The 16,996-nt window shown below is 71.7% G+C and carries 12 protein-coding genes; all 12 read left to right on the top strand.

Annotated features, from left to right (window positions below; genetic code table 11):
- The first annotated feature begins 4 nt into the window (after window positions 1-4).
- The 12 genes from ASC95_RS20330 to ASC95_RS20385 all read left to right on the top strand — a co-directional run bounded on the left by ASC95_RS20330 (window position 5) and on the right by ASC95_RS20385 (window position 16,990).
- Window positions 5-196, top strand: coding sequence for a hypothetical protein (locus tag ASC95_RS20330; RefSeq protein ID WP_057299548.1), 192 nt, complete (start codon window positions 5-7; stop codon window positions 194-196).
- A gap of 12 nt (window positions 197-208) precedes the next feature.
- Complete coding sequence (locus ASC95_RS20335; RefSeq protein WP_057299549.1) at window positions 209-1,303, top strand: phage late control D family protein; 1,095 nt, start codon at window positions 209-211, stop codon at window positions 1,301-1,303.
- Between the two features lies 1 nt (window position 1,304).
- A complete protein-coding gene (locus tag ASC95_RS20340) occupies window positions 1,305-2,018 on the top strand; it encodes a phage baseplate assembly protein V (RefSeq protein WP_057299550.1) in 714 nt (237 codons plus the stop codon).
- A gap of 20 nt (window positions 2,019-2,038) precedes the next feature.
- Window positions 2,039-3,634, top strand: coding sequence for a hypothetical protein (locus ASC95_RS20345; protein WP_157256430.1), 1,596 nt, complete (start codon window positions 2,039-2,041; stop codon window positions 3,632-3,634).
- 9 nt (window positions 3,635-3,643) lie between these two features.
- A complete protein-coding gene (locus ASC95_RS20350) occupies window positions 3,644-4,048 on the top strand; it encodes a GPW/gp25 family protein (protein WP_057299552.1) in 405 nt (134 codons plus the stop codon).
- Window position 4,049: 1 nt separating this feature from the next.
- Window positions 4,050-6,323, top strand: a complete 2,274-nt coding sequence (locus tag ASC95_RS20355) for a putative baseplate assembly protein (RefSeq protein ID WP_057299553.1) — start codon at window positions 4,050-4,052, stop codon at window positions 6,321-6,323.
- Window positions 6,324-6,406: 83 nt separating this feature from the next.
- Window positions 6,407-8,956 carry a phage tail protein gene (locus tag ASC95_RS20360; RefSeq protein ID WP_057299554.1) on the top strand — a complete coding sequence of 850 codons (2,550 nt, stop codon included), beginning with the start codon at window positions 6,407-6,409 and terminating at the stop codon, window positions 8,954-8,956.
- Window positions 8,957-8,976: 20 nt separating this feature from the next.
- Window positions 8,977-9,288: a hypothetical protein gene (locus ASC95_RS20365; RefSeq protein WP_057299555.1), complete on the top strand. Its 312-nt coding sequence runs from the start codon at window positions 8,977-8,979 to the stop codon at window positions 9,286-9,288.
- Window positions 9,289-9,296: 8 nt separating this feature from the next.
- Window positions 9,297-9,512: a hypothetical protein gene (locus tag ASC95_RS20370; RefSeq protein ID WP_157256431.1), complete on the top strand. Its 216-nt coding sequence runs from the start codon at window positions 9,297-9,299 to the stop codon at window positions 9,510-9,512.
- Window positions 9,509-10,423: a hypothetical protein gene (locus ASC95_RS20375; RefSeq protein ID WP_057299557.1), complete on the top strand. Its 915-nt coding sequence runs from the start codon at window positions 9,509-9,511 to the stop codon at window positions 10,421-10,423. The genes ASC95_RS20370 and ASC95_RS20375 overlap by 4 nt, the downstream gene beginning before the upstream one ends.
- A 14-nt stretch (window positions 10,424-10,437) precedes the next feature.
- Complete coding sequence (locus ASC95_RS20380) at window positions 10,438-12,318, top strand: hypothetical protein (RefSeq protein ID WP_057299558.1); 1,881 nt, start codon at window positions 10,438-10,440, stop codon at window positions 12,316-12,318.
- Window positions 12,319-12,334: 16 nt separating this feature from the next.
- Window positions 12,335-16,990, top strand: coding sequence for a hypothetical protein (locus ASC95_RS20385; RefSeq protein WP_057299559.1), 4,656 nt, complete (start codon window positions 12,335-12,337; stop codon window positions 16,988-16,990).
- Window positions 16,991-16,996: the final 6 nt, after the last annotated feature.

Below are 16,996 nucleotides of genomic sequence, written 5' to 3' on the forward strand. Positions count from 1 at the left end.
CGACATGCCCGTCTTCATCGATGAAATCGTCGTCGACGTTCCGCCGCCGGAGAGCACCGCCGGCCAGCAGTCCCGCGACGCCCAGGGTGCGGCCAACGCCACGCCCACGCCGGCCTGGACGCCCGAATTCGCTCACCAGCTGGACCAGCAGCTCAGCGTCGCCCTCGAGCGCCGCGCGCGCCTGCTGGCCGACTAGGACACACCGGTCATGCCTCCCGAAACCACCGAACGCCCCGTCTCCTCGCGCACCGCCTACAGCGCGCGGCCGACGCTGCGCGTGGACGGCCAGGCCCTGCCCGCGCTGGATGACCTCGTGCGCACCTTTGCCGTCACCGAGGCCGAGGGCGGCATGAGCAGCTTGTCTCTGGGCATGGGCAACTGGGGCATGGTGGACGGCAGCCTGGGCCTGGTCTTCGACGCCGGCAGCCCGATCAAGCTCGGCGCCCGTGTGCAGCTCTATGCCGGCGAGACCTCCGGCCCCACCGAGATCTTCGACGGCCAGATCCACGCCATCGAAGCCAGCGGCTCGGTCGGCGCGCCGCCGAGCCTGCTCGTACTGGCCGAAGACAAGCTTTTCGCCGCCCGCATGAAGCGCCGCAGCAAGAGCCATGTGGATTCGAGCCTGGAAGACGTCGTGCGGGCCATTGCTGGCGACCACGGCCTCACCGTCGACGCCAGCGGCCTGCCCGGCGGCACTGGACTGTGGGTGCAGTTGAACGAAAGCGACCTGTCCTTTTTGCGCCGCCTGCTGGGCCGTTGCGACTGCGAGATGCAGGTGATTGGCAGCACGCTGCAGGTACGCAGCAGCGCCGACATGGACCGCGGCACGCTGGACCTGACGCTCTACAGCCAGCTGCAGGAGGTGCGCGTCATCGCCGACCTGTCCAGCCAGGTCACCGAGGTCATGGCCCGCGGCTTCGACCCGGCCGCCGGCAGCGACTTCACCAAGACCAGCACCGGCGCTCAACCCGGGCCGGGAAGCGGCCGCACGGGCGCCTCGCTGTTGTCCGATATCGGCATCGAGCGCAGTGAGAACCTCGGCGCCCTGCCCTGCCGCAACGACACCGAAGCCCAGGCCCTCGCCGACGCCGCCTTCGACCAGCGCGCCCGCCAGTTCGTGCGCCTGCACGGCCGCACCGAGGGCAATGCCGGCCTGCGCGTGGGCAGCCGCGTGAACCTGCACGGCGTCGGCCGGCGCTTCGACAACTGCTATGCCGTGATCGAAGCGCGCCACCGCTTCGACCCCACCAGTGGCTATGTGACCGAGTTCGTCGCCCAGTCGGCCTTCATCGCCGACAACTGATATGGACCGCGCTCCCTTCAGCTTCGCCCCCGCTGGCAACCCGCCGGCCCTCGGCCCGGCTTGGCTGGGCGGCGGCGTCTTCATGGCCGACGTGACCGACATCAAGGATCCCGACAACCGTGGCCGCGTCAAGATGCGCGTCCATGGCGTCGACGAGCAAAGCGGCGACGCCGAGCTCTGGGCCATGCTGGTGGCTCCCTTCGCCGGCGACAACCGCGGCTCCTGGTGGGTGCCCGATGTCGGCGACCTCGTGGCCGTGGCCTTCGTGCAGGGCGACGCACGCATGCCCATCGTGCTGGGTGGCCTCTGGCACGGCGCCGCTTCACCGCCCGAGAGCATGGACGGCGCCGGCAACAACTATCTGAAGGTGCTGCGCTCGCGCAATGGCGTGAAGATCACCCTCGACGACCAGGACGGCCAGGAAAAACTCATCCTCGAAACGCCGGGCGGCCAGAAGCTGACGCTGAAGGACGGCCCCGGTTCCTGCGAGCTGGTCGACTCCAACGGCAACAGCATCAAGCTCGAGAGCAGCGGCATCACCGTCACCGCTTCGGCCACCGTCACCGTCAACGCGGCGACGGTCAAGGTCAGTGCCGGCATGGTGAATGTGGATGCCGGCATGTCCAAGTTCAGCGGCGTCGTCCAGTGCGACACGCTGATCACCAACGCCGTCGTGTCGTCGAGCTACACGCCCGGCGCCGGGAACATTTGGTGAGGCCGGCAATGGCAGCCGTCATGGACCCCCACACCCACCACGCCGTCGCCGTGGGCGGGCCGTCGCGCCAGCATCCGCATGCGCCGGCCGTCCTCGTCGACATCGAGGCCGGAGACTTCGTCGCTGCGCTCAGCGACGCGATCACCTCAACCACGTGGCCCCGCTTTGGCTGGCCGGCCTCGCTGCCCATCGCCCGCCTGCCCGACAAGGGTGCGCCGCGCGCGCTGTTCCAGCCCATCCACCGCCGCTTCAACCTGATCCTGTTCGACACCCACTGCGAAGTCTTCGGCGCGCCGCGCCTGGACCCGAAGAAGATCGAGTCCAGCGGCTTTGTCGTGCGCCGCTGGGCCGGGCCTGACGACCTGAACGGGCAAGCCATCGCCGATCCCCACAACTGGCAGGCCTGGCAGGCCGACGGCTGGCGCGCCCTGCCCAGCGCCGCCGCCTTCGACGCCGATCCCGACCCGGCACGTCGCCCCACGCCGCGCACCGGCAACCCCGGCGTCGATGCCCGCCTGGCGGCCCTGCGCGCCGTGCATCCGGCCGAGGCCGTGAACCCGCTGCATGCGCTGATGCCCGAGGTCTGCAACGCCGCCCGGCGCAGCCTGCTCTATGGTCTCGTGCCCACCAGCGAGGCCCTGCGCAAGCCCAACAACGCCGCCGTGGATTACAGCGCCGTGCGCACGCCGGGCTCGCCAGCGCGTGACAGCTTCATGGCCCATCTCTCGCCCTATCTGTCCCGCGCCAGCATCCGCCCCCTGCCCGGCGCAGACGCCCGCTTCGACGCCACCTGGCTGAACGGCAGCGAGCCGGTGGACGCGAGTGAGCCCGACAGCGGCGACAGCGCCGCCATGCGCGAGCAATTCGCCGCCTTCATCCGCCAACTGGCCTTCGAGTTCGACATCAACGGCCGCGGCACCAGCCTGCGGCTGCTGCTCGACGAGCTGCTCATCGGTCGCAACATCACCACCTTCGGCGTCACGACCCGCGTCGCCATCGGCGGCGCGGCCTTCCTGCAGGCCTGCGTGCACGTCGCCACCGACGTTGACGCCGGCGGCGTCGACATCCCCGATGACTTCGGCCCCGTGCCCGACGGCTGGCTGGACCGCTTCACCAACGCAGCACTCACCGTGCTCGAAGGCCGCGCCGCCGAAGCGCGCACGCTGGAGGGCCGCTTCGACGACGCCGAGGCGCTTTACGCCATCCGCGCCTTCGTGCGCGTGCGCGGCGAGCCTGGTTGCCCGACCCGGCTGGTATGGAGCGACATGACGCCGCTCTACCGCGTGGCACCCTGGTTCGCCTCCACCGGCACGCCCCAGGCTCGCATCGCCCTGCCCGCCTTCGACCGTGCTTCGCTGGCTGCCATGAAGCCCAACGTCGCCTTCGACGTGCCGCCGGGCCTGGCCAATCTGCTGATGCGCAACAAGCCCGAGGACTTCATGAAGAAGCCCAAGGCCGGCAGCGAGATCGGCCTCGGTTGGCTGTGCTCCTTCTCGATTCCCATCATCACGATCTGCGCCTTCATCCTGCTCAATGTCGTGCTGTCCCTGCTCAACCTCGTGTTCTTCTGGTTGCCGCTGGTGAAGATCTGCCTGCCCGTGCCCAAGAAGAAATAGAGAACAGCCATGGCCCGCAAGCTCGCCCCCGAACTCTCCCCGCCCATTGGTTTCCCGCTGCTCGGCCGGCCCGACGCCGACGGCCGCTGGGCCTGGCCGGGCCTGGCGCGCAGCGTGGCCGACGGCCTGCGCTGCGTGCTCGCCACGCGGCCTGGTGAGTTGCTGATGCACCCCGACTTCGGCGCCGGCGTGCAGGACTTCCTGAACCAGCCCAACAACCTCACCGTGCGCGCCCGCCTGCACGAGCGCATCGGTGGCGCCATCACCCGCCTCGAGCCGCGCGCCCAGGTGGAACGCATCGACGTGGACGAAGACCCCGAAGACCCGCGCGTCGTCCACATCGCCGTGCACTACCGCTTGCGCCGCACCGGTGAACCGCAGCGCATGGCGCTGGCCTTGACCTTGGGAAGCTGAAATGCCGCTGCCCATCCCCCTGCTCGACGACCGCCGCGCCGACGACCTCGTCGCCGACCTGTTGGCCCGCATCCCCGCACACACGCCGGAGTGGACCGACCCGCGCGTGGGCGACCCCGGCCGCACGCTGATCGAGCTGTTCGCCTTCCTCGGCGACGCCCTGCTCTACCGCGCCAACCAGGTGCCCGAGCTGCAGCGCCGCGTCTTCCTGAACCTGCTGGGCATGGGCCTCAAGCCCGCCCGCATGGCCCGCGGCCTGGTCACGCTGCGCCTGCCCGATGAAGCCCGCGAGGCGCTGGACCTGCGCGAGCGCGCCACCATCAGCCGCCCGGTGCCCTTCGAAACGGCCCAGGAGATCAGCGTCGCGCCGGTCACCGGCGAGGTCTACCTGAAGCAGCGCGTCACTGCCGACGACCACCCCGAGCTGGCCGACACCCTGGCCCAGCTCGGCGCCCTCTACGGCGGCCGCACGCTGGACGCCTACCAGACCCAGCCGCTGTTTGCCGACGGCGCGGTGGACGCCGGCGTGGACATCGTCGCCGACAGCGTCGACGGCTGCCTGTGGATCGCGCTGCTGGCGCCCAAGCCGGCGCGCGGCGAGTCCATCGCCGCACTGCGCGACCGCTGCGCCCAGCAGCTGGCCCGCAACACGGCCGGTGCGGCGCGCCTGCTCAACATCGGCCTGGTGCCGGCGCTGACCGTGCCCGACGACCAGGAGCTGGTCGGCGAGCGCGAGCGCATCGGCGTCAGCTGGGAGATCTCCGTCGGCGGTGCCCGCGCGACCGACTACCAGACCCTCGACCCCTCGGGCAACGACACGACTGACGGCCTGCGCCGCGCCGGCGTCGTGCGCGTGCTGATGCCCGGCCCCGAGTTGATCGGCGTCGGCGACTCGGCCCGCGGCATCGATGCCGTCTCCGGCGTGGACGAAGAGCCACCGCGCCTGGACGACCCCGACCGCGCCCAGCGCCTCGTCGCCTGGCTGCGCATGAAGCCTGCCGCCGGCGTGCAGCGCCTGCGGCTCAGCTGGGCCGGTCTGCACGCCGTGCAGATCGAACAGGGCGTGACCAGCCAGGGCCTCGTCGTCGCCCAGACTTCCGGCCGCCCCGGCGAAGTCATTGCCCTGCCGGTGCGCAATGTGCTGCCCGACAGCCTGCAGCTCGAGATCGCCGAACCTGGCATGCAGTACGCGGCCTGGACGCGCGTCGACGACCTGGCCCTGGTGTCTCACCGCGCCGAAGTGGCCCGCGATGCCCGCGCCTACGAGCTGGACGCCGAGTCCGGCCAGGTGCGCCTGGGCGATGGCATGCGCGGCCGTCTGCCGCCGGCGGGCTCGCGCGTGCGCATCGTGTCGGCCCGCTCCGGCGGCGGCCGTGCGGGCAATCTCGCACCCGGCACGCTGAAGGACATCGTCGCCAACAGCATCAACGCCAGCGGCCTGCCCGGCGCCGTGATCAACACGCTGAAACTGTCGCAGCCGGTCGGCACCCAGGGCGGCGAGGACGCCGAGGACGTCGACGCCGCCCAGCAGCGCATCCCCGCCATGCTGCGCCACCGCGAGCGCGCCGTCACGGCCGACGACTACGCCAGCCTGGCCCGCGAGACGCCGGGCATGGACATAGGCCGCGTCGAGGTGCTGCCGCGCTTTGCACCGCGCACGCGGGCCTTCGGCATCCCCGGCGTCGTCGCCGTCATGGTGCTGCCGGGCACGACCAGCGGCGAGGTCGGCACCGCGCCCAACCCGCGCGCCGACCGGCCGCTGATCGAGGCCGTCCACGCCTGGCTGGAACCGCGCCGGCCGCTGGCGACCGAGCTCAACGTCATCGGCTGCGAGTACGTGCCGCTGTCCGTCTCCGTCGCCGTGGGCCTGCGCGACGGCGCGCCGCGCGAGGAGACGCTGGCGGCGGTGCGCGGGGTGATCCGGCGTCTGCTGTGGCCGCTCGCTCCCGGTGGTTTCGACGGCAATGGCTGGCCGCTGGGACGCGCCTTGGCCGATCGTGAGCTGGAAGTCGAAGCCGCCCGCGTGCCCGGCGTGGCGACCGTCGCCGGCGTCAATCTCTTCACCGGTGGCCCCGGCGCCTGGGCCTTGGTCGGCCGGGATGGCAGCGGCCTGCAGCGGGCTGCCCTCGCGCCCTGGCAACTGCCGGAGTTGATGCAGGTGCTGGTGGAAGTGGGCAGCACGCCGGCCACCCGCGTCGGGCCGGACGCGGCTTCCGGCAGCGGCGCCAACGGCAGCAGCCGCGTCGCCGTGCCCGTCATCGTGGACCTTTGCTGAGATGAACAAGCCCCCACGCTCACTTCGCTCGCTGCCCCCCGAGGGGGCGCGTCAGTGCCTTCGGGCGGCCGGGCGGTACTGACATGGACGCCAACTCGCAACGCTTCTGGCTCTGGTCCCGTCCCGAGGACTGGGCGGTGGCGGAAGGCTGCGCGATCGCGTCGCGCGACGCCGAGCATGGCGGCGTCGCGCAAGTGCTGTCGCTGGCCTCGGAGCTGGGCGTGGCGCCGTTGATCGCCGGTGTCTCCCGCGTCACCAGCGCCGAGACCGAACTGGCCATGCTGCCTTTGCTGCGCGACCGCGTCGGCAGCTACGCCCGCTGGGACCCGCGGCCGACGCCTGAAGGCCCGGGCGGCTCACTGATGGGTTTTGGCGCCTTCCCCGGCGAGGTGCCGCGTTATGCGACCTCGGCGCCCGGCGCGCCCGCGGCGATGGCCCTCGATGCCGATGACCGCATCGTCTTCGCCTTTGCCGACCGCGTGGAACTCTTCGACCTGCGCGACCGCCACGAGCCGGTGCGCCTGGAACTGCCGCCGCTGTTCACGCCCCAGGCCGTCGCCTGTGACGCCCAGGGCGGGCGCTGGCTGCTGGACCGCGGCAACCGCCGCCTCGCCGTGCTGGCCGGCACGCCTTTCCCCGAACGCGGCGACGTGGTGCGCGATGCAGGCACCTTCCGCCCTCAGCCCGAGAACGCCGACGACGCGCGTCTCGAGCTGCTGCCCGAGGCCCTGCTGGATGCCGCCCTGCGCCCCATCGCGCTGGCCGCCAGCCCGCAAGGCCGGCTCGCGGTCATCGCCTGGGGTCCGGATGGCGAGCTGAACCTGATCGTCATCGACGGCGAAGCGCGCAAGAGCGCCATCCTCGAGGGCGCTGCCTACGCCCACGCCATTGCCTGGCTGGACGAGGCCGACGTCGCCCTGCGCGTGTCCGACCTGGCCGAGGCCCTGGTCTATCCGGCGGACGCAGCGCCCCGGCAGAAGCCCCTGGGTCGCCGCTACCCCAGTGCCGACGCGGCGCCTGGCGGCTTTGTCGCCTCGCAGGACTGGCCGCCGCATCTGCCGCTGGTGCGTCCGCAGGACGTGCCCGAGGCCGCGGAAAATGCGACCTTCAGCCGCACCCTCGTGCCGCTGTCCTGGCGCGGCTTTGCTGCCAGCGGCATGGCCGAAGGCCACACGGTCGACACGCAATCCATCGACCTGGTCTGGCACCGCCTCTACGTCGAAGCCGTCATCCCGCCCGGCTGCGGCGTGCGGGTGGAGTTGCGCGCCTCGGACGAGAACGGTTTCAGCGGCGCCTGGTGGCCGCACTGGTTCGGCGACGCCAGCGCCTTGCAGGCCGACCTGCAAGCCGGCACACCGCGCGCCGCCTGGCTGGCCTGCCCGAGCGAACTGCCCCATCACGCCAGCCTGCTCGGCTGCGCGCCGCTGGCGAATCGCGTCGGCCTGTTCGGTGCCCTGGTGCAGCGCGCCGGCATGCAGCTGCGCGAGCTGCGCGGCCGCCGCCTGCAACTGCGCCTGACGCTCTACGGCAACGGCCGCGCCACGCCGCAGGTGGCGGCCGTGCGGGTCTGGGGCGACCGCTTCTCCTATCTGCGCCGCTACCTGCCCGAGCTCTACCGCGACGACCCCGTCTTCGACCGGACTGCAAGCGGCGACGCGACGCGCCACGACTTCCTGGAGCGCTTCATCGGCCTGTTCGAAAGCGTGCTCACGCCGATGGAAGACCAGGTCGCCGACGCCCGCGTGCTGACGGCGCCCACCAGCACGCCGGCCGACGCGCTGGACTGGCTGGCCCGCTGGACCGGCGAGCGCTTCCCGTCCCGCCTGCCCACCGCGCAGAAGCGCGCCTGGCTGGCCAATGCACCCTTGCTGCGCCGGCTGCGCGGCACCCGCGGCGGCCTGGCCCTGGCGCTGGACATCGCCACCGACGGCGCGGTGAGCCTGGGTCGCATCATCGTGCTGGAAGACTTCCGCCTGCGCCGCACGTTGGCCACGCTGCTGGGCATAGACCTGGAGCGCAGCGACGACCCGCTGCTGCCCGGCCTCGTCGTCTCCGGCAATTCCTTCGTCGGCGACACGCTGACGCTGGGCGACGCAGACGACGACCAGGCGCGCCGCGAGTTCCTGGCCCTGTTCGGCGAGGAGATTGACTCCGGGGCCGAGCGCGAGACCGTGGCCAGCGTCTACGAGCGCACCGCCCATCGCGCCACCATCCTCGTTCACGAGGGGCTGGACGAAGACCTGATCGCCATGGTGCGCAACCTCGCCGAAGAGATCGCACCGGCCCATGTCCTCGTCAAGGTGATGGCCGCCCGCGAGCCCTTCATGGTCGGCATCGCGGCCCTGGTCGGTGTGGACAGCTATCTGCGCGCGCCGGTGCCGCTGGAAGTGGCGCGCATCAACCGCAGCGGCGTTGGCCGCGGCGACCGTATCACCGGCGGCGGCGCGCTGGACTGGCGGCTGGACGACAGCAGCGGCCTCGTCGCCTTCGACGGCGCACCCAAGGCCCATCTGGACGCCGTCGCCATCGCCAGCCCCGGCGGCAATCTGCTGCTCGACGGCCGCCGCTCCGAACCCCCGCCCGACGGCGTGATCGCGCGCTGGCGCTTCACGCGACTTCCCGATCCCGAGTAGACCTACCAAGGAGTGCCACCATGGCCAAGTTCGAAATCAATGTCCCCTTCGAAACCGACCAGCCGACCGTCGTCGTCGAGGTCGACCCGCGCAGCCCGCTGGCCCGCGGTCGGCACAAGTTCCAGCTCGAGGTCATCGACGACTCCGGCAATGTGTCCCTGCCCGACACCGTCGACGTCATCGTGGCCGACCGCGAGCGCCCCACGGCCGTGCTGGCCGGGCCACAGGTCGCCGACCTCGGCAAGAACTTCGAGCTCAACGGCTCCAAGTCCTTCGACATCGGCGGCGTCATCAAGAGCTACCGCTACACCTATCTCGGCCCCGTGCGGTGAGCGACGCCATGGCCGTGCTGCCTGTCGGCAAGACGCTGGAGCAGGAGAAGCCGGTGCTGCTGGTCGAGAACAAGCTCGCGGCCGGCAAGCACCGCTTCAGCCTCGTCGTCGTCAACGAAAGCGGCGTGGAGAGCGAGGCGGTGTCGCTGGATGTCAGCGTGACTGCCGGTCGGGTCCTGCCCGTCCGCCCCGTGACGCCCATTGATACAGGACTGATCCGATGAACGCCCTCGATGAAGTCGATGCCCTGGAAGCCGCCGATCGCCTGGACCGGCCGGATCGTCCCTTCTACGACACCGGCGTGCTGCTCGGCAGCGACGACTTCCGCGACGAGCAGACCTACCACCGCTCGCGCCTGGCCCGCGCGCTGGCCTATCTGGCCGGCGCCGGCACGCTGATCGGTCTCAAGGCCGAGGCGGTCGCCAACGAAGCAGGCACAGAGCACGAGCTCAAGGTCGGCGCGGGCTTGGCCATCGATCGCCTGGGCCGCCTCATCGAAGTGCCGCGCTCCTGGTGCGTGCGCCTGGAGCCCTGGTTCCTGGCGCAGCCGGCCGACGCCATACGCGCCGCCCATGGCGCGCAGGGCGTGGTGGCCGACCTCTTCCTGCGCTTCACGCCGCAGGCCCGCGGCCGCACGCCCAGCTTTGCCCAGGGCGCCTTCGACGCGACCGACGCGCTGGTGCCCAACCGCGTGCGCGATGCCTTCCGCTTCGAGCTCATCCTGCGGCCCGACGCCAGGGATGCACCGGCCACCGACTTCCTGCCCCGCTCGCGCTTCCAGGCCGTGCGGGCGCTGGCCCCAGCCGATCGGCCCGACGCCCTGCGCGACGCCTTGCTCGACGGCTGGAACGACGCGACCAACCCGCATGCCCGCGACCTGGCCCGCCCCGACGGCGAAGCCTTGCCACCCCTGCCCGAGCACGGCGCAGCGGCGGATGACTCGGACTCGCTGGCCGACCCGACCTCGCTTTTCATCGCGCGGCTGCTGATCCCGACCGTCGAAGCGCCGGCGGCCGTGCCCGCAGGTACGCGCCCCACGCCGATCTTCACGGCGCTGGACGCCGCCCACATCGACAACACCAGCCGCCGCTTCGCCTACCCGGCGGATGCCTTGGCAGCCGTCTTCGGCATCTGATCGGGAGACTCACCATGGCCATCCAGAAAGCCCCCCAGGTCTCATTCGGTGCCGCCAGCGGCACGCAGCGCACCGTCGTCAGCGCAGACACCGCGCGCACGTTGCGCGAGGCCAACCTGATGGTGGAGGAGTCGCATCGCGTGCGGCCGCGCTGGTTCGACGGCAAGTTCCTGGCCGCGCGCGACCTGACCCGCGAGCAGTCCTATTTCCTGGCCCGCCAGGCCGGCTTCGCGCGCGCCCTGGGTGCGGGCGTGGTCGAGGGGCTGGAAGTCTCGCAAGGCAGCGTGGCCACCGAGTTGCAGGTCAGCCCCGGCTTCGGCTACACGACGGCGGGTGAACTGGTTGCCCTGACCGGGCCGGTGCGCGTGTCCCTGGCCCAGCTCTTCCAGCTGCAGACGCTGGCCCAGCAGCTCAGCGGCAGGAAGAAGCTGCTCACGCCGCCGCTGCGCAACCGCACCGGCATCTTCGTGCTGGGCCTGCGCGCGCTGGAGTTCAGCGCCAACCCGGTCTCCAGCTATCCGACGGGCCTCGACGCCGAACGCACCGTCGAGCCGGGCGACATCGTCGAAGCCAGCGCGCTGACGCTGCATTACGTGGCCGACGCACCTGGCGACCGCGCCGACGCCCTGCGTGGCGAGCTGGCACGCCAGATCTTCGTGCAGCAGGCCGGCCCCAGCCTGCCCGCGGAGACGCTGGCCCTGGCCCTGGTGGCGCTGACCGGCGACACGGTGCGCTGGATCGACGTCCACCTGGCCCGCCGCACGGCCGGCCAATCGCATGCCGACGTGCTGGGCTTCGGCTTCGCACCACGCCTGCTGCGCGAGGCCCATCTGGCCCAGTACCAGGCGCAGCTCGACGATGTCATGAAGCGGCCGCTGGGCGCCCGGCCCAGCGCGGCCCAGTTCTTCTCCGCCCTGCCTGCCGCCGGCCCGCTGCCCGCCGCGGCCGTCAACACGGCGGACTTCAGCCAGAGCTGGCTGCCCGCCGGCATCGACGCCGAGCTGACGCTGGTGCCGCAGGACGAGATCGCCATGCTGGTGGAGGAGTCGCTGACGCTGCCGCCCATCGACCTGCAACTCGCCGCCGAAGCGCAGACCTCCACTTTCGTCAGCATCCTCGTCCCCGTGCCCCGCGAAGCCCTGGCCGCGCAGGCTCGCCTGCTGCGCCAGCGGCTCACACGTGCCCTCGTCGTGCCGGCCACGCGCCTGTCCGTCAAGCGCTCGCCGGCCGAATCGCTGCGCCTGCTCGAGAACACGCGGCTGGTGAAGACGGGCCTGTTCCCGCCGCCGGCCATCACCGACCCGGTCGACACGGCCTGGGCCAGCCTCGTCAATGCGCAGACCACGCTTTGGTATGCGCGGCGGCGCAATGTGGCGCTGCGGCCCGAGGTGGAGGGCGTGGCCGTCGCCGTCATCAACGAAGGTCCCAACCCCGACAACATCATCCTCGAGCGCTTCAAGGCCTTGGGTGAAACGGAACGCGTCGAGAAGCTGCTGGCCCGCTCCGACTCCCTTGCGCGGGCCGAGGCGGTGAAGCTGCTGTCGGCCGCCAAATTCTCCGAACCGCTGCTGGCGCATGCCGCGCTGGCGCAGCTGGAAGCGCGCAAGACCATGGACGAGACCGCGGTGGCCGAAGTCGCCACGGCGCTCAACACGCCCGGCGTGGCCGACGGCCTAGCCAAGCTGGCCGCGCAGCGCCCTGATCTGCTGGAGGACAAGGAGGCCCTGCACAAGCTCGCCGGCAGCGAACACCTGCTCGACATGGGCCGCACGCTGTCCCGCAGCAGCGGTCAGGAGGCGCAGCGCCTGTCGGCCGACATCAAGGTGCCGGTGCGCGGCAAGGCCAATCTCGACAAGGTTCTGGCGGCACGCTTCGCGCCGGCCAAGCCGCGTTGAACCGGAGCACATCACCATGGCCAGCGACCGCAGCACCCCCTCCCTGGACGGCGCGCGCATCGTCGCGCTGAACGTCACGCCGCCGGCCGGCACCGCGCGGAGTCAGCGCCTGGCGCTGGGCAGCGGCGAAGTGGCCGTGGCCGTGCAGCCGCGCCTGTCCAGCCGCACCGCAGCCGATGGCGAGCGGCGCATGAACGCCTTCGCCGGCCGCGCGCTGACGGCGCCGCTGCTGGAAGCCGAGCAGAACCAGCGCGCCCGCCGCATCGCCCTGCTCAACCGCGCGCTGAGTGCCGGCGTGGTCGAGGGCCTGGCCCTGGCCTTCGATGACGACGCCATCGCGGCGATTGACACCGCGGCCGCACCGCCGCCTGCTGCTGGCCTGGAGCTGGCCACCGCGCGCCGCATCACCATCGAGCCCGGCATGGCCCTGAGCGCCGGCGGCGAGGAGGTCATCGCTCCTGCTGCCTTCTCCTTCGACCTGCTGGACCTGCCCGTTGTCGCGCCACGCTGGCTGCTGTCCGACGCCGACCCGGCACCCGCCATGCCGGCGGACGCCGACGGCAGCGTGCTCTTCGCCCGCGCCACCGGCCGCAGCCTGCGCACGCTGCTGACCCTGGGCCGGCCCCTGCCCCGGGTCGGCATCGTCGTGCTGGAACCCATAGAGCACGGCGTCGTGCAGGGGGCCGACCCCTTCGACCAATGCGAACGCGACCTCGATGCCGAGGCCTTCGAGGACCAGGTGCGCCAGGACGCCGCCCGCCCTGTCTTCTACGTCTGGCCCGACGAATGGCTGCCCCTGCCCGCGCCGGGCAACACCTGGCGCAACGCGCTGGCCCATGCCGTCTTCGCCCGCGAGGCCGAGCTGGGCAACAGCCAGTCCATGCCCTGGCACGGCAGTGGGGTGCCGCTGGCGCTGGTGGCCGTCAACACCGCCTGGCAGCCGCTGTTCTCCGACCGCGCCGCCGTCGCGCGCCTGGGTGGCCGGCCGCGCGCCGAGGCCAATGCCCAGCTCGGCGCCGGCACCCGCTTCCTCTGGCAGGCCCGCATCGACCAGTTCACCGAACACCTGACAGAAGCAGCCGCCGCGGGCGATGACACGGTGGCCCTGGGCGACCAGATGCTGACGCTGCCGCCCGCGGGCCTGCTGCCGCGCGACGCCGTCAACGCTCGCGCCGCCCGGCAGGTCTTCTTCCCGTCGAGCATCGACGTGGCGGCCCTGCCCGTGCCCATCGAGCAGTTGGACCTGGTGCTGGAAGCCGCCGCCGGCCTGTCGCCCATCGACCTCGCCGTGCGCGACAGCATCTGCGTCTACGTGCCGGTGCCGCAGACCCTGTTCGACCCCAAGCTGCTGCTGACCGAAGTGGCCGATGTCGACCACAAGATCGCCGACGCCATCGAGCGCCATGTGGACGACCGCGCCGACTGGCTGCGGCGCCGCCAGCGCCAGCGCAAGCAGCGCGAGGCGCTGAGCATCGCCGCCGAAGGCCCCGACAACACCGACACCGTGCCCGACCCGCAGGACGACCCGCTGCGCGTCGAGGACGAACGCCTGCTGCCCCTGCTGCCCGCACCGGCCGGCCTGCTGCACCGCTCGGCCAATGTGCGCGGCCTGCACCAGCATTTCCTGGACCACGCCACCGAGACCCTGGCCGTGGGCAAGGGCGATGTGCTCTACGCCTGGGTACAGCTGGACCGCGAATTCCCGCCCCGCACGCTGATGCTGCAATGGCAGATCGGCGGCAGCTGGGAGCACCGCGCCTACTGGGGTGAAAACCTGATCGGCTGGGGCTTGGACGGCACGCCTTCGCGGCTGCAGCAGTCCACCGACGTGCCGCCCGCCGTGCCGACGCCGGGCCGCTGGCACCGGCTGGAGATCCCTGCTGCGGCGCTGGCACTGGAGGACACCAGCGTCGGCGGCGTGGCCTTCACGCTGTACGACGGCCAGGCCCTCTTCGGCCCCGTCGGCGTGCTGCGCAACGGCGCCGAGGCGGTCTGGCTCGACCAGAAGACACTGGACTCCGGCACGCTGCGCGGCGAAGGCGAGTCCTGGGACTTCGTCACCGCCGCCGACGCCGACACGGCCTTCGAGAGCGCCTACGACACCAGCGCCAACGCCAACGGCGAACGCGAGTCCACCGAGCTGACCGGCCTGCTGGCCGAGCCATTGATCGCCGGCCGCAAGCTCGCACCCATCACCGGCGACGACAGCAAGCTCACGCCCACCGAGGCCGACGCCGCCAAGCGCGGCTTCCAGACGCTGGCCGCGCTGATCCAGGCCAATGGCCTGCGCCAGACGGTCGCCGACCTGTCCAGCCGCATCGACGAGGCGGACGACGCCGTCAACCTGGGCTATCTGCGCGTGCAGACCGACATGTACCGGCTGCGCCAGACGGTGCTCAAGCAGTCGCAGGCCAGCCGCTTCGCCGTGTCGCCGGCGCTGACGCAGATCGCCGACCTCGACAACGCCAGCGCCACGCGCGAGCAGCTCTCGGACTTCTATGGCACGGTCAAGAGCGAGACGCAGCTGAAGCGCCCGGATGGTGCGACCGCGCCGCCGATCTTCCCCATCCGCACGCGCACCGGCGGCGTTGCGCCGGTACCCGTGCCGCGCGGCATCGCCCGGGCGGGCGCGGGCGTCGCCGAAAGCGCGGCGGCGCTGAATGTGACCAGCAATGTGGGCATTGGCAGGAGCGTCGGCGGCTTCATGACCCCCGCTCCATCGCCGATCCGGGTCATTGGCGCACCGATCTCGCCCATCTCGACCTTCACGCCGGCCGCGCCCAGCATCGTGGGCTCGATTGGCGTCATTGGCGGTTCGATCGGTGGCGTCATCGGCTCCGGCAACCTGGGCGGCATCGTCGGCGGTCAGGTTGCCTTGGACCCGCGCATCAATCTGGCGGGCCTGGTGCCGCTGGCCCCCGTGGCCACAGCGCCGCCGCCCAGCACCAAGGTCACCGACTCCTCGGCGCTCACCGGCAAGGCCGAGATCCGCACCACCTCCATCGCCTCACGGCTGGAGCGGCCGCGGGCCATCGAGGCCAAGGATTTCACCGTCGCCACGCGGCTCGAAGTCATCAGCAAGCTTGCTGCGCTGGGTCTGGACCTGGATGAACTGGAGGTGCCCGGCATCGCCGAGAAGCAGACCATCGGCGGCGTGCTCAAGGAGTTCGACCCCGGCGGCCAACCTCTGCGCGCCGCGCCGATCAAGCTCAGTGCGCTGCGCCTGCGCTTTGCCGACCTCAGCTTCGACCCCGACCCCGAGGACAAGGCCCGCGACGAATCGGCCTACTTCCTTGGCGGCGTGGACCTGTCCGACCACACCATCGCCGTGCTGCGCGCCGCCGAAGGCATCGTGCGCAAATACCGCGACGCACTGGCGCGCTGCCAGAAGTCGCTGGCGGCCATTGACGCCAGCCTCGGCGGCCTCGCCTCGCGCCTGGCCCTGGTCGAGCGCGAGCTGGCCGAGTCTCGCCAGGACGTGGCCACTGCCCGCGCCCTGCTTGCCGAAGACCAGCAGCGCGCCGCGGCGCTGAACGCCAGGCGCGACGCCATCATTGCCGAGCACGTGAAATTCCTCGCCTTCGCGCGGGCCCGCATCGGCAGCCGCACGGTGGCCCTGCCGTCGCGCCTGCTCGATTCGGCCCTGGAGCCCGACGCCGTGCCCGCCTGCCTGGCCGAGCACGACGACCCACCCGGCGACGTGGCCGCCATGATCGGCATCGTGCGCCAGGCCCCGGTCGACTGGTTCCCGGCCCTGCGCGCCCACCTGAGCCTGCTCGACACCCATTTCGTCGCCGACCGCGTGCTCACGGCCCTGCCGCTGACGGCCAGCGCCATCACCGCCACCAACGTCAGCGCCCTGACCCTGCTCAACGGCCTGGCCGGCGGCGCCAGCCAGCAGATCGCCTTCAACGCCGTGCGCGCCCAGGCCGAGAGCGTCAACCTGGCCCGCAGCGAAGCCCTGCCCTTCGCCGCCGTTGCCCTGTCTTCGGCCAGTCTCGGCCTGGTCGGCAAGATCGACCTCATCGCCCGGAGCGCATCGCTGGCCGACCTGGCGGCCGCCAATGCCGAACGCAATCTGCTGAACCGGCGCATGACCGAGGAGATCGCTCGCATCGCCCAGGTCGCGACCTGCCTGCATGCCCGCCTGTCGACGGTGCGTGCCGGCATCCGCCTCGACTGGGCCGAGCGCTTCAGCCAGTTCGACAGCGTGGGCGACCTGGGCAACCTGTCGACGCTGCCGCATTTCGGCGAGCTGGAGCGCGACGACCGCGAGGACATCCGCGACCTGGCGTCCTGGCTGCGCCGCCGTGTCGACGCGAACCAGCCGCGCGCCGTGGCGCTGATGGCGGCCCTGGTGCGCGTCTGCCTGCTGGCCGCCAGCCACAGCCCGGCGGGCCAGCTGCTGACCGGCCGGCTGGTGCGGCCGATTCCCATCCATCCCGGCGTGCGCTTCGAAGTGCAGCCTTCCCTGCCCGACCGTCTGCGTGTCGGCATGAAGGTGCAGCTGATGGACCCGGTGCTCAGTGCCTCCCTCGGCGTCAACCGCATCGCGGCGCACGCCGTGGTGGCCGACATCGTCGGCGGTATCGCGCATGTCAGCGTGACCCAGACCGTGCAGGCCGGCTTCACGCCGAGCGCGCGGTCCACCGTGAACTTCCTGCTGGGCTGATCGACC

It is taken from the genome of Pelomonas sp. Root1217 (assembly GCF_001425705.1).
Classification (GTDB): domain Bacteria; phylum Pseudomonadota; class Gammaproteobacteria; order Burkholderiales; family Burkholderiaceae_C; genus Pelomonas.

Coding starts and splice junctions, on each gene's coding strand:
- ASC95_RS20360 (WP_057299554.1), top strand. CDS start 6,407: ATGGACGCCAACTCGCAACGCTTCTGGCTCTGGTCCCGTCCCGAGGAC.
- ASC95_RS20385 (WP_057299559.1), top strand. CDS start 12,335: ATGGCCAGCGACCGCAGCACCCCCTCCCTGGACGGCGCGCGCATCGTC.
- ASC95_RS20335 (WP_057299549.1), top strand. CDS start 209: ATGCCTCCCGAAACCACCGAACGCCCCGTCTCCTCGCGCACCGCCTAC.
- ASC95_RS20370 (WP_157256431.1), top strand. CDS start 9,297: ATGGCCGTGCTGCCTGTCGGCAAGACGCTGGAGCAGGAGAAGCCGGTG.
- ASC95_RS20340 (WP_057299550.1), top strand. CDS start 1,305: ATGGACCGCGCTCCCTTCAGCTTCGCCCCCGCTGGCAACCCGCCGGCC.
- ASC95_RS20375 (WP_057299557.1), top strand. CDS start 9,509: ATGAACGCCCTCGATGAAGTCGATGCCCTGGAAGCCGCCGATCGCCTG.
- ASC95_RS20345 (WP_157256430.1), top strand. CDS start 2,039: ATGGACCCCCACACCCACCACGCCGTCGCCGTGGGCGGGCCGTCGCGC.
- ASC95_RS20380 (WP_057299558.1), top strand. CDS start 10,438: ATGGCCATCCAGAAAGCCCCCCAGGTCTCATTCGGTGCCGCCAGCGGC.
- ASC95_RS20355 (WP_057299553.1), top strand. CDS start 4,050: ATGCCGCTGCCCATCCCCCTGCTCGACGACCGCCGCGCCGACGACCTC.
- ASC95_RS20330 (WP_057299548.1), top strand. CDS start 5: ATGCCCGTCTTCATCGATGAAATCGTCGTCGACGTTCCGCCGCCGGAG.
- ASC95_RS20350 (WP_057299552.1), top strand. CDS start 3,644: ATGGCCCGCAAGCTCGCCCCCGAACTCTCCCCGCCCATTGGTTTCCCG.
- ASC95_RS20365 (WP_057299555.1), top strand. CDS start 8,977: ATGGCCAAGTTCGAAATCAATGTCCCCTTCGAAACCGACCAGCCGACC.